Source organism: Streptomyces sp. HM190, from assembly GCF_009857135.1.
Classification (GTDB): Bacteria; Actinomycetota; Actinomycetes; order Streptomycetales; family Streptomycetaceae; genus Streptomyces; species Streptomyces heilongjiangensis.
The window spans coordinates 3,530,340-3,545,398 of sequence record NZ_CP047318.1 but is presented as its reverse complement, the minus strand read 5'-3'; the positions used below and the strand labels follow the sequence as shown (position 1 = coordinate 3,545,398).

Sequence of the window (15,059 nt, the reverse complement as noted above, 5' to 3'; positions counted from 1 at the left end):
AATAAGCGTTTACCGTGACACCGCGGTTGCGGAGCGTACAACTATCAATTGATGTGATCGAACAAGCCTGCATAGAATCGGGCAGCTGTCGATCAGACCTGAAAGATCGTCGACGGGGGGCTGTGCGAAGATGGCACATCGTGCTGCAGAAATTCGGAGCCCGAGATTCCGAATCCTTGGCGTTCTCGAAGGCTGGCACGAGGATTCACCGCTGAAACTGGGCGGGTCTCTCCGTTCGCGCACCCTGGTGATGCTGCTCCTGGAAGCGAACCGCGTCGTTCCCGTGCCACGCCTGGTGGAGGCCGCCTGGGACGACGATCCGCCGGTCAGCGCCTCGCACCAGATCCGCAAGGCCGTCGCCGAACTGCGCCAGCGCATCCCCGGCGGGGCCGGGATGATACTGACCGACGGGCCCGGCTACCGGGCGTCGGTGGGCGAGGACCAGCTGGACCTCAGCCAGTACCGGTCCCGGCTGCGCAGAGCGCGCACGGCCGTGGAGGAGGGCCGCCGGGCCCTGGCCGCCGAGGAGTTGCGGGCGGCGATGGAGCTGTGGCGCGGTCCCGTCATGGCCGGCTTCGGCGGTTCGGTCATCGACGCGGCCTCGGCGGCGCTGGAGGAGCAGCACCTGGCCGCCGCCGAGCAGCTGTTCAGCCTCCAGCTGTCGGCCGGTGAGGCGTCGTCGGTCGTCGGCGAACTGCGGGTGCTGGTCAACCAGCACCCGCTGCGGGAGACCCTGCGCGGGCAGCTGATGCTGGCGCTGTACCGCACGGGACGGCAGGCCGAGGCCCTGGAGGAGTACGGGCGCGTCCGGCACCTGCTCGCCGAGGAACTGGGCATCGACCCCAGCGGCGCCCTGACGAAACTGTACGAGGACATCCTGCGCCAGAGCCCCGAACTGGCCCTCCCCGAGCCGGTCCGGGAGCCGGCCGCGCCGCCCGTCACCGCCCCGCCGGCGGACGATCCCGGCCCGACCACGCCGCCCGCCCTCCCGGCCGCCCCGTCCGCCCTCCCGGCGCCGTCCGCGTCGACTCCCTCCGCCGTGCCCGCGCCGCCCCCGCCTGCCATGCCCGCGGCGCCGAGCACACTGCCGTACGCGCTGCGGGACTTCTCCGGCCGGGTCGCGGAGATGGACTGGATCCGCGAGACGGCCCTCGACAAGGACGGGGTCTGGGCGCACATCGTCGCCATCGACGGCATGGGCGGAAGCGGCAAGACCGCCCTCGCCGTGCAGGCCGCCCACCAGCTCGCCCCGTACTGGCCCGACAGCCAGCTCTTCGTCGACATGCGCGGATTCACCCCCGGCCAGGAGCCGTTGAGCTCCGCCGCCGCACTGGACGCGCTGCTGGCGTCGGCGGGGGTGCCCAGCGAGGAACTGCCCGACGACCCCGCGGCCCGTACCGCGCTGTGGCGTTCGATCACCGCGCAGCGCAGGCTGCTGATCGTCCTCGACAACGCCGCCACCGCCGAACAGGTCATGCCGCTGATCCCGGCCTCCCCCGACTGCCTCACCCTCGTCACCAGCCGCCCCCGCCTGGTGGACCTGGACGGCGCCCGCTGGCTGTCGCTGGACGTGCTGACCGACGACGACGCCACCGAACTGCTGGCCCGGACCCTCGGCCGGGAGTCGGTGGAGCGCGAACCGGAGGCCTGCGCCCAGCTGATCCGGCTCTGCGGCCGGCTGCCCCTCGCGATCCGCATCTCCGCCGCCCGCCTCCGCAACCGCTCCCACTGGACGATCCAGCGCCTCGTGGACCGGCTGCGCGACGAGACCCGCCGCCTGGACGAACTCAACTCCACCGGCCGCAGCGTCGCGGTCGTGCTGCGCATGTCGTACCAGGCGATGGACGACGGCAAACGCACCGCCTTCCGGCTGCTCGGCCTGCACCCGGGCCGCAACATCGACCCCGCGGACGCCGGGGCCCTCCTCGACTGCCACCCCCATGACGCCGAGGAGGTCCTGGAGCACCTGCTCGACGCCCACCTGCTGGAACAGCGCGAGCCCGGCTGGTACCGGATGCACGATCTCGTCCGGAGCTTCGCCCGCGGCCTCCTCGGCACCGAACAGGCCGGGGAGCAGGAGAACCAGGCGGTGGGGCGGCTCCTGGACCACTACGTGCTGACGGCGGAGAGCGCCTGCGACACGCTCTTCCCGAAGCGGCCCCGGTTCCCGGAGTTCCTGCCGCCCGGCCGCCCCCTCCACCCCGGCTTCGCCACGGCCGACGAGGCCCTGCAGTGGCTGGACCGGCAGCGGGACAGCCTGCTGTCCGCGGTGGACCTGGCCGTGGCCAACGGCCACCTCCTGCACGCCGCGTACCTGCCGCGCGCCCTCGGCTTCCACTCCCACATCAGGAACTACCCGCACGACCTCCAGGAGACCAACCGGGCCGCCGTCGCCGCCGCCCGCAGCCTCGGACAGCCGGTCCTGCTGCGCATCAGCCTGACCAACCTCGCGATGGGGCAGTGGCGCCTCGGCCTGTACGAGGAGTCCGCCGCGCACCTGCGGGAGGCGCTGGACGTCGCCCGCGGCGGCGACCGGCTCGGCGAGGCCGTGTGCATGAGCAGGCTGGGCCAGGTCTACAACAGCCTGGGCAAGTTCGCCGAGGCACTGGAACTGCTCACCGGCTCCGCGCACCTGCAGCAGGAGCTCGGACAGGTGCGGGAGGAGGCGGTCAGCCTCGGCCTGCTCAGCTCGGTCAACGCCCGCCTGGGCCGCTACCAGGAGTCGTTCGACGCGGCGGCCCGCTCGCTCGCGCTGTACCGGGAGATCGGGGAGATCAGCAACTCGATCGTCTCCCTGTCCACGCTGGCCCTGGCGCTGCTGGGCCTGCGAAGACCGAAGACCGCCCTGGAACGGCTCGACGAGGCGCTGCAGCTCTGCGACCGGCTGAACAAGCCCGCCAACACGGCCCTCATCCTGTCGTACTGCGCCGACGCCTGTGTGATGCTCGGCCGACCCGAGCAGGCCCTGCCCTACATCGAACGGGCCGCGGAACTCGCCGCCGCCGAGACCACCGCGCGCCGGGCCACGGTGGAGAACGCCGCGGGCCGCGTGCTGCGCGCGCTGGGGAAGTACTCCGAGGCCCGGGACCGGCACCGCAACGCCCACGACCTGGCCTCCGGCATCGCGTTCCGCTACGAGACGGCACAGGCGCTGCACGGCCTGGCGCGAGCCGGCGAGGAACTCGGCGACGTCGCGGGCGCCGAGGAGCACCGGCGCCGGGCCGACGAGCTGTTCGCCGAGATGGGCGTACCGCACGAGGCCCGCCACCTCGCCTGAACCGGCCCCGAACCCTCGCACCGGCCCCCTCGGACCGGCCCACGGCACCGGACGGCCGGTGCCGGAACGGACGTCGGGCCCCGGCCTCTTCCGAGGCCGGGGCCCGCAACGGCTCCCGTCTGCCGCCGCCCGTGCCCACCGGGAAACCGGCGGGCAAGCCCGCCCGTGACGCGGTGGCTGTCAGGTGGAACGACGTACAGGGTGGCTCACGCGGCCTGGAGCACGGGCGTCCGCCGCACCACCGACGGCCCGTGGTCGTCGTTCAGCGGGCCCGACGCGGACGCCACCGACGGCCCGTGGTCGTCGTTCAGCGGGCCGGAGGCGGACGCGACCGAGGGGCCGTGGTCGTCGAACGGCGCGACCGACGGGCCGTGGTCGTCGGCCAGGACGACTCGCGCGGACGGTCCGGAGGGCCCGTGGTCGTCCGCCAGAAGAGAGCCGACCGGACCTGTCACAGCAATCCCCCACATGCCAGCCGTAGCGATAACGCCGATCACGCCGGTCATCTTGCCGCGCATTCTCTGCCCCCTCGGTGGGTGTCATCTCCTCTGACACCACCGACATTTCCAGTACCTCCTCCCGTGCCGTTCCTCTCTCCCGACCTGCGTCTTCCTCGCCTCTGAGCTGGGAAAACCGCACCGTTACCGCCTCATTCCCGCGCCTCTTCCCGCCTTTCCGCCCGTCTTTCCCGCAGCACCCGCCCCGTTGCCTCCTCCGGCTTCCCGACCGCTTCGAAAACCGGTCCGTCGACCGGTTCCAAAACCGGTCCGTCGACCGGCTTTTCCTCCCGCACGTCGACGCGGAGGAGTTCCATCGCGTCGGCGCTGCGCCGAGCCGCCTCCCGCGCGGTCGCACCGGACACCACCACATATCCGTTGCCGGTGCCGTCCGGAAAAGGAACGGAGTCCCCAGGGGAATAGGGGAAATTGACCGCCTGGGTATATGGGAGGGCGCAGATGCTGTCGATTCCCGCGACCGTGCGCAGTCGCCCGGCGGGCACGCGGAAGAAATCGATCGCGGCGAAACAGGTGGGCTCGGGCACCGGCCCCAGCTCCTTGCCGAGGAGGGCGGCGAATACCGCCGCCTCCAGATCGAGGCCCTGCGCGACGTCCACGAGCAGCGGAATGCGGTCACCGCCGAGACCGGCCCGTGCCGCGAGGACACGAGGGCCGTCCGGGGTGGCCGCGACCTCGAAGTGCGCCGGCCCGAAGCGGTGTCCGGCCGCGTCCAGAGTCCGGCTGACCAGCCGGTCCACCGCGGCGCGCGCCAGGGCGGCGGCCGGGGCCGGGTGGAGATGGCCCGTACCGCGGCGGACGGTCACCCCGATGACTTGATGTCGCCCCTCCGTGGAGAACGCCTGAACGCTGAATCCCGGCCACTGCGGCACGGGGCCGGAGGGACCGGGACGGGGAAGCGGATCGGGCGGGGCGGGCCGGACACTGCTCAGGGCACGGACGGCGGACGGGGGGTTGGGGGCCCGGCCCAGCCGCCAGCCCTCCTCCAGCGCCGGCAGTACGAGGTCCAGCGGGTCGTCGGCGGACAGGTGCAGCACATGGCCGATGCCGTGCCGCCGCACGGTCGCGCGCACCAACGCACGCAGCCCCTGCTCGTCGGAGTGGTCCGTGAGCAGGAGCTCGTGCGAGGCCTCCTCGATCTGGCGCAGGCTCCGCGGGTCGGCGAGGCCGGGGTCCCACAGGGACCACACGTCGAATCCGGCGGCGACGGCCTTCCGGACGACCCGGTACCGGGGCAGCACCAGCAGCAGCCGCCGGTCGTCGATACGACCCGCCATCGTCACGAGCCCGCCTCTCTCTTGTTGTTGGGGAGGAACCGGAGCCGGAACCCGGTGGGCTGGTGCCGCGGCAGGCAACGGACGCCGCGACGGGGCGAACGTTGCCTGATGCGGCACTAGGCGGCCGCTTCCCGGGGAACGCCCGGGAGGTAGTCGGCGACCGCGTCGACCAGGACGTCGAGGGCCTTGACCACGGAGGGCTCGGTGATGACGCCCTCGGGCGTGCGGAGCTCGATCGCGTTGCCGACCGCCACCTGCTCGCAGTCGATGAGCGCGGCACCGCAGTTGCCGAGGATCTGACGGACGTGCGGCTGCACGTTCTCCCCGCCGGCCGGGCCCGGGGAGGCGCTGACGACGGCCGTGGGCAGGCCCTCCAGCGGCGCGCGGTCCGCGTCGCCCGGCCGGGACAGCCAGTCCAGGGCGTTCTTGAGGACGCCCGACGGGTAGCCGTTGTAGGCGGGGCTGCTGATGATCAGCGCGTCGGCGGACGCGACCTGCGCCTTCGCGGCGAGCAGTTCGGGTGTGCCGCCGTCGCTCTCCAGGTCCTCGTCGAACAGCGGGAAGTGACGCAGCGACAGCTCCGTCACCTCGTAGCTCTCGTCCCGCTGCTCCAGCAGCCGCCGGACGGTGGCGATCACTGCGGCGTTCGCCGACTCCCGGCGGATGCTGCCGGAGGCGAGCACGATCTTGGGCATGGGTGTGAGTCCTCTCCGAGGTTCCTTGGTTCCTTCCGGGCACGCGACCCGGCTGCGGTCATGGAATGCCGAGCATGCCGGGGCCCGTTCCCGTCCCGTTCCCGTCCCGTTCCCGCCCGTCTCCCGTGCGCTGCCGCGTGCGGCACGGCACGGGAGACGGGCGGGGCGGCCGGGGAGATCCCGGGCCCCGCGCCGAGACGGACGGGGGAGAACCGTCTCGCGCGGGACCCGGAGGCGGGGGGTGGGGCCCGGTTGCTCCGGGACTGCGGGGGTGAGGACCGCCGGCGTGGGGGGTGTGGTGCTCCGGCGGAGTACGGGCCCCGGCCGGCCGGGGGACCACCGGCCGGGGCGCCGGGGGCCGCGTCGGTGCCGTGGTGGCGCCGGCGGCCCGGCGGGGGCGTCGGCTCAGCCGGCGATCGGCGCCACCCGGGGGCGGGCGAGCACCTTGTAGTCCTCGGTCCGGATCGCGACCGAGAGGTCGAGGCGGCCCGCGGTGAAGAAGATCTCCTCGTGCTCCAGCAGCGCCGGATCGACCGCGAGCTCCAGCTCCGGGCCGCAGGCGAAGGGGAGGACCGCGCCCCGTGGGGTCCCGCTGAGCCGCTCGGCCTCCTCCGGCGGGGTGAACGAGGCCGCCGTGCCGCCGAACAGCCGGGCCACCGCGACCAGGTCGACCGTCCGGTCGCCCGGTACCACCGCGACGACGTCCCGGATGACACGGCGGCCGCGCCTGACCCGGACCATGAGGCACCGGGCCGACTGCTCCAGCGGGCTGCCCCGGAGCCTGCTGGCCTCCTCGACACGGTCCTCCGGCGCGTGCGGGACGACCCGGTAGCGGGCTCCCCGCAGGTCGAACGTGGTCAGCAGGCGCGGCCAGTCACGGGAGTGCTCCGTGGCGGGAGCGGTGGTCTCCGGGGCGGGCGCGGGCGACGCGCCGGGCGTCTCACCGCGTGAGCGGTCGGTGTCGAGCAAGGTAGGCACCGGATCCCTCTCCTTAGGTTCCTGGGGGTCGTCCCCCGGTTCGCCGTGTGCTTTCCGCCGGCACCCGAAAGGTCGCAGACCCGCCTCCCCTTTCCCTCCCGCCCGGTTCCCGCCCCGCCCCCGTCCGGCCGGAGGAGCGCTGGAGTCCGCCTCGACGGACGAGCGCACCCCCCGGTTGATCTCCGAACGGTCGCGAGGTGGTAGCGGCTTGGTCAGGGGTTGCCGGGGTCGCGGCGGGGAATCAGGGAGACGCGTAGCGTGTTCGATGACATGGCAGGGGAAAGATCCTCCTTGAGCACTAGAGTCAATCCCTTTGCCTACCTATTACTCTTGAGCCAAGGCCACGCAGGGTGGCCATGGAGGAGTGAAATGAGGAGCAGCAACCCGGTCTTCTCGCGACGGGGGTTCAGCCGCGACAACGGCTACGCGGGCTTCAACACCGCGCCGCAGGCCGGGGGAGCAGCTGTCGGCACGCAGGCCAACCCGTACGCCCCGCAGGGCGCCAACCCCTACGCGACGAACCCGTACGCCCAGCAGGACCTGCAGCACGGCGCCCCGCCGCAGGCACCGGTCACCGCCGGCCGTATGACGATGGACGACGTCGTCATGCGCACGGGCCTGACCCTCGGCACGGTCGTCGTCGGCGCCGTCCTCGCCTGGACCCTCCTGCCGGTCTCGCCCGGCAGCTACGGCCTGGCCATCGGGGCCGCGCTGATCGCGTTCGTCCTGGCGATGGTGCAGTCCTTCAAGCGCAAGGCCGCGCCCGCGCTGATCCTCGCGTACGCCGCCTTCGAGGGCGTGTTCCTCGGCGTGATCAGCGAGATGTTCAACAGCCAGTGGGACGGCGCGCCCTTCCAGGCGGTGCTCGGCACCATGGCCGTCTCCGGCGCCACCCTCCTGGTCTACAAGGCCGGCTGGATCCGGGTCACCGCACGGTACGCCCGTGTCGGTCTGACCATCGCGGTCGCGTTCATCCTGGTGATGGCGGTCAACCTGCTGCTGGTCGTGTTCGGTGTCGCCCCCGACGGCGGTCTGCGCAGCATGGGCCCGCTCGGCGCGGTCGTCGGCATCATCGCGATCCTGCTCGGCGCGTTCTTCCTGACCCTCGACTTCAAGCAGATCGAGGACGGCATCGCGTACGGCGCCCCGCGTGAGGAGTCCTGGCTGGCCGCGTTCGGCCTCACCATGACCCTCGTGTGGATCTACATCGAGATGCTCCGTCTGGTCGCCATCTTCAGCGGCGACGACTAGCAGCAGCAGGAGGCGGGCCCGCGCCCGCCCTCCCGCAGCAGCAGGGCGAAGGGCCCCCGGACCTCACGGTCGGGGGGCCCTTCGCGGTGTCTCGGCGCCCTCAGCGGAGCTTCCTCGCGGCCCTCCTCAGGTCGTACTCATGAACGATCGCTTTGGCGTGGCCGTACGCGAGGTCGTACTCGTGCCGGAGCCAGCTGACCTTCTCCTCGAAGTTGAAGAGAGCGGGGCCTTCATCGACTTTGCGCAGCCAGTCGGCGACTTCACGACCGGTGCATTGGGGGATGCGGGCGAGCAGGTTGCGATGGGTCTCCTCGGAGAAGACTTGGGACATCGGCGCCTCCGGACGAAAGGGAATGTAAGCCGGTCCTTCAGGTCACGTTGCCTGAGTGGCGGCGTGTTGGCAACAGTCCGGTTCGTGCGCGTACGCTCGCGGCGTGCTTGATACGACGCCGCTGACCCGTGCCGTGGACCATTTCGCCGACCGGTTGCGGGCCGCGCCGCAGAGCCGGCTGCAACGGGGCGCCGCCGCGGAGGCACTGGGGCTGGCCAGGGAACTGGCACTGCGTGCCCAGCGGCTGGAGACGCCCGGTCAGGAGCCCCGGGAGATGCCGGACGCGGGCATGTTCGCCGCTGCGGACCAGGTGATGGTCGCCGGGAACGATCTCGCGCTCGTGCTGGCCGACGAGGCCGGGCTGGCGGAGGCGGTGGCGCTGGTGGAGGAGGCCCAGAAGAGGGCGGGTGTGTGATCCCGCGGGGCGGCCCGCACGGGTCGCCTACAGGGAGGCTATGACCCGGTCCGCCAGGATGTAGACCATGTCGTCGCCGCACTCGAAGGTGAGGGTGTACGCACCCGACACGCCCGAGCCGCCCAGCAGGACCGGGGTGTCACCGCCCTGGAGAGCCCTGGCGAGGCGCTCGGCGGTCTCCCGGTGACCGGGGGTCATGCACAGCGTGGTGCCGTCGGCGAAGACGTACACGTCGAGGGTGCCGAGGGGACCGGGGCGGACGTCGGCCAGTTCCGTGCGGGAGGCGGCCAGGTCCTCCAGACAGGCGACGGTGCGCTCGTGGTCGTCGGTGACCGGGGACTGCACCGGCACGAAGTCGGGGTGCGAGGGGTGGCGGCGGCGGGCCGCGGCCAGCTCCGCCGACTCCCCGGCGAACTCGTCGCCCTCCAGGCTCGGCTCGGTCACCGGTTCCAGGTGCTCCATGCCCGCGAAATCGGACTGCCGGGGCAGATACAGCTCGTTGTCGGGCAGACCCAGCAGCGTGGGCGCGTCGGAGGCGTCACGCGCCTCCTGGGCGGCCCAGAACGCGCGGGCCTCGGCCAGCTCACGCTCCCGTTCCTCGGCGAGCGCCTCGGCCACGGCGGCGCGTATCTCCTCCGTGTCCGCGGCCGGACGGGCGGCGGGCACGGAGGCCCGCGCACCGGCGGGACGGCTCTGTGCCAGTTCCGTCCGCAGAGCGGCGACCTGACGGCGCAGCCCGGTGAGGCTGCGCAGGACGGCGACGCCCACGGCGGCGGTGGCGGCCGTGGTGAGCAGCAAGGCGATCGGCATGGCGCTCACTGACGTACTCCCGGTTCAAAGTCGACCCCCGACTTCCTACATCAGCTTGAAGGGCGGACTAACCAGCTGTCAGTGCGTAACGTCACGAAAGGGACAGGACTTTGCCCGGCTGTTTCGTGGTGAAACGGCTCTGACCTGCGTAAATCGCTCCCCGGGGGGAGATAGGTCACATCCTGGGGGAGATTGGATCACAAAACGGCCCGGAGCCCCGGGGATTCCGGGGACTCCGGGCCGCACCGTCACGGTGGGTCTCCGCGCGGCTACGGTCGAGGGGTCAGCTGAGGCGCTCGATGACCATCGCCATGCCCTGGCCGCCGCCGACGCACATCGTCTCCAGGCCGAACTGCTTGTCGTGGAACTGGAGCGAGTTGATCAGGGTGCCGGTGATGCGGGCGCCGGTCATGCCGAAGGGGTGGCCGACGGCGATGGCGCCGCCGTTCACGTTCAGCTTCTCCAGCGGGATGTCCAGGTCGCGGTAGGAGGGGATCACCTGGGCGGCGAACGCCTCGTTGATCTCGACGAGGTCGATGTCGTCGATGGTCAGGCCGGCGCGGGAGAGGGCCTGCTTGGACGCCTCCACCGGGCCGTAGCCCATGATCTCGGGGGACAGGCCGGACACGCCGGTCGAGACGATCCGGGCGAGCGGGGTCAGGCCCAGCTCGCGGGCCTTGGTGTCGGACATGATCACGAGGGCGGCGGCGCCGTCGTTGAGCGGGCAGCAGTTGCCGGCGGTGACCAGGCCGTCCTCGCGGAAGACCGGCTTCAGCCCCTGCACGGCCTCCAGGGTGACGCCGGCGCGGGGGCCGTCGTCCTTGGCGACCACGGTGCCGTCGGGCAGCGTCACCGGGGTGATCTCGCGCTCCCAGAAGCCCTTCTTGATGGCTTCCTCGGCGAGGTTCTGCGAACGGACGCCGAACTCGTCCATGTCCGCGCGGGTCACACCCCAGGAACGGGCCAGGTTCTCGGCGGTCTGGCCCATCGAGATGTAGGCGTCGGGGAGCAGGCCGTCCTCGCGCGGGTCGTGCCAGGAGGCGCCGACCGACTTCGACACGGCCTCCGTGCGGGCCTCCGCCTCGGCGAAGACCGGGTTGTGGGTGTCGGGCATGCCGTCGCTGGTGCCCTTCACGCTGCGGGACACCATCTCGACGCCGGCCGAGATGAAGACGTCGCCCTCACCGGCCTTGATGGCGTGCAGGGCCATGCGGGAGGTCTGCAGCGAGGAGGAGCAGTAACGGGTGACGGTGCAGCCCGGCAGGTGGTCCATGCCCATCTGTACGGCGACGATCCGGCCGAGGTTGTGGCCCTGCTCGCCGCCGGGCAGACCGCAGCCGAGCATCAGGTCGTCGATGTCCTTGGGGTCCAGAGCCGGGATCTTGTCCAGGGCCGCCTGGATGATGGTGGCGGTCAGGTCGTCGGGGCGCAGGTCCTTGAGCGAGCCCTTGAAGGCGCGGCCGATGGGGGAGCGGGCGGCTGAGACGATCACGGCTTCGGGCATCACGGCTCCATTGGCGTACAGACGGTGCCCCCTGGTCGCGCGGGGCAGGGCTGTGGGGGAAGTTACCCGTACGTATGGTCAAGGTCACGGGCATGGGGGTGTGACTCCGACCGCACTTTTCTAAGCGCTTGCTTTTTCGGGTCGGGCGCCTCATGGCTCGGGGGCGCGTGCGCTTGGGCGGGCGCGGGTGGGTGGGGGCCGTTCGCGCGGTTCCCCGCGCCCCCGAAAGCGCTCGCGGCTGCGCCCCGTGCTTTTCTAAGGGGGAGGGCGGGCCGCATGCCCGTCCCTCCAGGGGCGCGGGGAACCGCGCGAGAAACCAGAACGGACCCGCACCCGCCCCAACCGCACGCCCCCCCGAGTCGGTAGGCGCCCGGCGCTACGCGGACGGCTCCGCCGCCGTGGGGGCCGGGTCCGTCGCCGGGACCCGCCGGCGCCGGCGGCGCTTCAGGAGGGCCCACGGCCCCCGCGGCCCCGTCGGCATCGCGGCCGTCACCTCCGTGCCGGCCTCGGACGCGGCCTCGGCGGCGGCGCGGGCGACCGGCAGGAAGCCCTCGCGGCGGGAGGCGTCGGGGCGCTCCTCCTCCGCGGGCCACAGGTTGAGCGCCGCGCACACGGTGGGCAGGACGGCCATCGCCGCCGTCGCGTAGCCCTCCGCGGAGGGGTGGTAGTTGTCGGGGCCGAACAGTTCCCGCGGGTTCGCCTCGAACTCGGGGCCCAGCAGGTCGCCCAGCGACACCGTGCGGCCGCCCTGTTCGACGACGCCGATCGTCTGGGCTGCGGCCAGCTGCCGGGACGCCCGTCGGGCGATCCAGCGCAGGGGCTGCTGCACGGGCTCGATCGTGCCGAGGTCGGGGCAGGTGCCGACGACGACCTCCGCGCCGGCCGTGCGCAGCCGGCGTACCGCGGCCGACAGGTGCCGCACGGAGCGGGTCGGCGGCATGCGATGGGTGACGTCGTTCGCGCCGATCATGATCACGCAGACGTCGGGGACCCGGGACGGGTCCTCCAGGACCAGCGCGACCTGGCGGTCCAGGTCGTCCGACTGGGCGCCCGGCAGCGCGACGTTCCGCAGCTCCACGGGGTGTTCCGCCACCGCCGCGAGCCCCGACGCGAGGAGCGCGCCCGGCGTCTGGCGGGCCCGGTGGACGCCCTGCCCCGCGGCGGTGGAGTCACCCAGCATGACCAGGCGGATCGGCGGGCCGTCGGTGACGTCGTAGGTGCCGTCGTGCGGGGCGAACGGGCCGAACGGGCGGCCGTGGCCACTGCCGTAGGAACGGCCGTAGGAACGGCCGTAGAGGCCCTCCGCGCTCGGCGGATGCGGACTGCTGCCGTTGCCGACGACCCGCTTGGCCATCCGCACCTCGGTCAGCAGCACGCCGACGGCCGCCGCACCGACCAGTCCGATGCCGCCCCCGCCGTACGCCGCGCCCGCCGCGATGCGCCGGGCCACCCTCGCTCTGGACATGCTCGACATGCGTCGCCGCCACCTCCTCGTAGCCGTACAACCACTCCTTGCCCCGTAGCGGCCCTCGGCCAATCCCTGGGGGAAGTGAACAGTGAGGAGATCAAGAGGGGCGGGGCTTAGGCTGGCGGGATCACGACCATCACTTTTGCGGCTCCGGAGACAACGGTGCAATTCCACGACTCGATGATCAGCCTCGTCGGCAACACCCCGCTCGTGAGGCTCAACAGCGTGACCGAGGGCATCCAGGCGACCGTCCTGGCCAAGGTTGAGTACTTCAATCCCGGCGGCTCCGTGAAGGACCGCATCGCCCTGCGCATGATCGAGGCGGCGGAGAAGAGCGGAGAGCTGAAGCCCGGCGGCACCATCGTCGAGCCGACCAGCGGCAACACGGGCGTCGGGCTCGCGATCGTCGCGCAGCAGAAGGGGTACAAGTGCATCTTCGTGTGCCCCGACAAGGTGAGCACCGACAAGATCAACGTGCTGCGGGCGTACGGCGCCGAGGTCGTGGTCTGCCCCACGGCCGTCGCCCCCGAGCACCCCGACTCGTACTACAACGTCTCCGACCGGCTGGTGCGCGAGACGCCCGGCGCCTGGAAGCCGGACCAGTACTCCAACCCCAACAACCCCGAGTCCCACTACCACTCGACCGGCCCTGAGCTGTGGCAGCAGACGGAGGGGCGCATCACCCACTTCGTGGCGGGCGTCGGCACCGGCGGCACCATCTCCGGCACCGGGCGCTACCTCAAGGAGGTGAGCGACGGCCGCGTCCAGGTCGTCGGCGCCGACCCCGAGGGCTCCGTGTACTCCGGCGGGTCGGGCCGGCCGTACCTGGTCGAGGGCGTCGGCGAGGACTTCTGGCCGACCGCCTACGACCGGAACGTCGCCGACGAGATCGTGGCCGTGTCCGACAAGGACTCGTTCCAGATGACCCGGCGGCTGGCCAAGGAGGAGGGCCTGCTGGTCGGCGGCTCCTGCGGCATGGCGGTCGTCGCCGCGCTGCGCGTCGCCGAGCGGCTCGGCCCGGACGACGTCGTGGTCGTGCTGCTCCCCGACAGCGGGCGCGGCTACCTCAGCAAGATCTTCAACGACGAGTGGATGGCCGACTACGGCTTCCTGGAGGACGAGGGGCCGAGCGCCCGCGTCGCCGACGTCCTCACCCACAAGGAGGGCGGCTCCATCCCCTCGCTCGTCCACATGCACCCGGACGAGACGGTCGGTCAGGCGATCGAGGTGCTGCGCGAGTACGGCGTCTCCCAGATGCCGATCGTGAAGCCGGGCGCCGGGCACCCGGACGTCATGGCCGCCGAGGTCGTCGGGTCCGTCGTCGAACGCGAGCTGCTCGACGCGCTGTTCACCCAGCGGGCCTCGCTCGACGACCCCCTGGAGAAGCACATGTCGGCGCCGCTGCCGCAGGTCGGCTCCGGTGAGCCGGTCGGCGACCTGATGTCCGTGCTCGGCCGGGCCGACGCGGCGATCGTGCTGGTCGAGGGCAAGCCGACCGGGGTCGTCAGCCGGCAGGACCTGCTCTCGTTCCTCGCCAAGGACGGCGTCAAGAAGTAGGCCGGACGGGAGGAATCACTCCAAGAGGGCCGCAAGGGTGAAGATGCGCGGGGGTATCCCGCTCGACTTCGCAGAAGTGGTACGAGCGCGTCACGTCCGCGCAGCACCCGCTTAACACGGGTCGGGCAGATTGAGGGGTGTCGGCAGGGCGGGAGCGGCTCCCCGCCCCGGCCGGCACCCGAAACGGCGTCAAGGACCTCCGGAGCGGCTCCCGGACCTCCATGGACGCCACGGACGCGAAGCCCGGCCTGACCCGGCCCGCGTCCCCGCGGGGACCGCCGTCGTCCCGCCCCCCGTCGCACGGGGGTGCGGCGGTCCCCGCGCACATCCCTCGCGCCCGGCGCACCCCTACTCCCGCGAGTCCGGGTCACCGGACCTGCCGCGCCCGCCCAGGCGCGGGGAGGTGCGCAGCGCCCAGGCCAGGTTCACCGCGACGATGCCCGCCCAGGTGACGAACAGGCCGCGGAGCCCGGCCACGCCGCCGCCGATGCCGGAGAGCGGGATGGCGACGACGAGGGAGACGACGCCGAAGCCGTAGCGCTCGCCCCAGGAATCGGTCGACCTCGGCGAACGGGCGCCGCGGGCCACCACCATCTGCTGCTCCGCGACCTGGCGCCGCACCCGGCGGTCGACCGCGCCGTCGATGCGCTGGTCCACCTTCTCCAGGAACGACTCCACCAGCGCGGACTCGTAGTCCTCCCCCAACTCCCTGCGCGCGTGCAGGGTCGCGGCGAGTTCCTTCTTCAGCTCGGCGTCCCCGAGCTGTGCCTCACGGGCATCCATTCCGGTCATGCCCCTCACGCTAGGCAGCCGCGACCCCTCCGGCACTGGGGACAGCCCCCCTCTTTCACCCCGGACGGGAAACAGCCGGTCGCGGTTGTCCGACTCCAGCACTATTCGGCCCCAACTCCCCCTCCCTCCAAGGGTGGAGAAGGTCTGCCCCGTGGAGGGATCACTCCGTGCGCCGCGCTCGACAGGATG

At 72.3% G+C, this 15,059-nt stretch carries 13 protein-coding genes; 4 read left to right on the top strand and 9 right to left on the bottom strand.

The genetic code is table 11. The features are described from left to right. The first annotated feature begins 250 nt into the window (after positions 1–250). Positions 251–3,277: an AfsR/SARP family transcriptional regulator gene (locus GSY65_RS14880; protein WP_236579794.1), complete on the top strand. Its 3,027-nt coding sequence runs from the start codon at positions 251–253 to the stop codon at positions 3,275–3,277. Positions 3,278–3,483: 206 nt separating this feature from the next. Here the strand turns inward: GSY65_RS14880 and GSY65_RS14875 are convergent, their stop codons facing one another. The 4 genes from GSY65_RS14875 to GSY65_RS14860 all read right to left on the bottom strand — a co-directional run bounded on the left by GSY65_RS14875 (position 3,484) and on the right by GSY65_RS14860 (position 6,742). Next, positions 3,484–3,732, bottom strand: coding sequence for a hypothetical protein (locus tag GSY65_RS14875; protein ID WP_159768353.1), 249 nt, complete (start codon positions 3,730–3,732; stop codon positions 3,484–3,486). Positions 3,733–3,926: 194 nt separating this feature from the next. Beyond that, positions 3,927–5,069 (bottom strand): phosphoribosylglycinamide synthetase, encoded by a 1,143-nt coding sequence (locus GSY65_RS14870; protein WP_159768350.1) that lies wholly within the window; start codon positions 5,067–5,069, stop codon positions 3,927–3,929. Positions 5,070–5,185: 116 nt separating this feature from the next. Further along, positions 5,186–5,764, bottom strand: a complete 579-nt coding sequence (locus tag GSY65_RS14865) for an NADPH-dependent FMN reductase (protein ID WP_159768346.1) — start codon at positions 5,762–5,764, stop codon at positions 5,186–5,188. Between the two features lie 405 nt (positions 5,765–6,169). Continuing rightward, entirely contained in the window at positions 6,170–6,742 is a 573-nt protein-coding gene (locus GSY65_RS14860) for a YbaK/EbsC family protein (protein WP_236579793.1), read from the bottom strand. Between the two features lie 369 nt (positions 6,743–7,111). Here GSY65_RS14860 and GSY65_RS14855 point away from each other — a divergent pair, with 369 nt between their 5' ends. Next, the gene (locus GSY65_RS14855; RefSeq protein WP_159768343.1) at positions 7,112–7,993 is read left to right on the top strand and encodes a Bax inhibitor-1/YccA family protein; all 882 of its coding nucleotides are present in this window, start codon (positions 7,112–7,114) and stop codon (positions 7,991–7,993) included. Positions 7,994–8,093: 100 nt separating this feature from the next. On the opposite strand, the gene GSY65_RS14850 is transcribed toward GSY65_RS14855, so the two are convergent. Continuing rightward, positions 8,094–8,324, bottom strand: coding sequence for a DUF4287 domain-containing protein (locus tag GSY65_RS14850; protein ID WP_159768340.1), 231 nt, complete (start codon positions 8,322–8,324; stop codon positions 8,094–8,096). 103 nt (positions 8,325–8,427) lie between these two features. Here GSY65_RS14850 and GSY65_RS14845 point away from each other — a divergent pair, with 103 nt between their 5' ends. After that, positions 8,428–8,739, top strand: coding sequence for a hypothetical protein (locus GSY65_RS14845; RefSeq protein ID WP_201452545.1), 312 nt, complete (start codon positions 8,428–8,430; stop codon positions 8,737–8,739). A gap of 27 nt (positions 8,740–8,766) precedes the next feature. Here the strand turns inward: GSY65_RS14845 and GSY65_RS14840 are convergent, their stop codons facing one another. The 3 genes from GSY65_RS14840 to GSY65_RS14830 all read right to left on the bottom strand — a co-directional run bounded on the left by GSY65_RS14840 (position 8,767) and on the right by GSY65_RS14830 (position 12,527). After that, positions 8,767–9,549 (bottom strand): hypothetical protein, encoded by a 783-nt coding sequence (locus tag GSY65_RS14840; RefSeq protein ID WP_159775974.1) that lies wholly within the window; start codon positions 9,547–9,549, stop codon positions 8,767–8,769. A gap of 283 nt (positions 9,550–9,832) precedes the next feature. Beyond that, positions 9,833–11,053: an acetyl-CoA C-acetyltransferase gene (locus tag GSY65_RS14835; protein ID WP_159768337.1), complete on the bottom strand. Its 1,221-nt coding sequence runs from the start codon at positions 11,051–11,053 to the stop codon at positions 9,833–9,835. Between the two features lie 376 nt (positions 11,054–11,429). Then, positions 11,430–12,527 (bottom strand): SGNH/GDSL hydrolase family protein, encoded by a 1,098-nt coding sequence (locus GSY65_RS14830; protein ID WP_201452544.1) that lies wholly within the window; start codon positions 12,525–12,527, stop codon positions 11,430–11,432. A 156-nt stretch (positions 12,528–12,683) separates the two neighbouring features. On the opposite strand from GSY65_RS14830, the gene GSY65_RS14825 reads away from it, so the two are divergent. Then, positions 12,684–14,078 carry a cystathionine beta-synthase gene (locus GSY65_RS14825; RefSeq protein ID WP_159768334.1) on the top strand — a complete coding sequence of 465 codons (1,395 nt, stop codon included), beginning with the start codon at positions 12,684–12,686 and terminating at the stop codon, positions 14,076–14,078. Between the two features lie 348 nt (positions 14,079–14,426). Here GSY65_RS14825 and GSY65_RS14820 read toward each other — a convergent pair whose 3' ends face one another. Next, positions 14,427–14,870 (bottom strand): hypothetical protein, encoded by a 444-nt coding sequence (locus GSY65_RS14820; RefSeq protein ID WP_159768331.1) that lies wholly within the window; start codon positions 14,868–14,870, stop codon positions 14,427–14,429. Between the last annotated feature and the right edge of the window lie 189 nt (positions 14,871–15,059).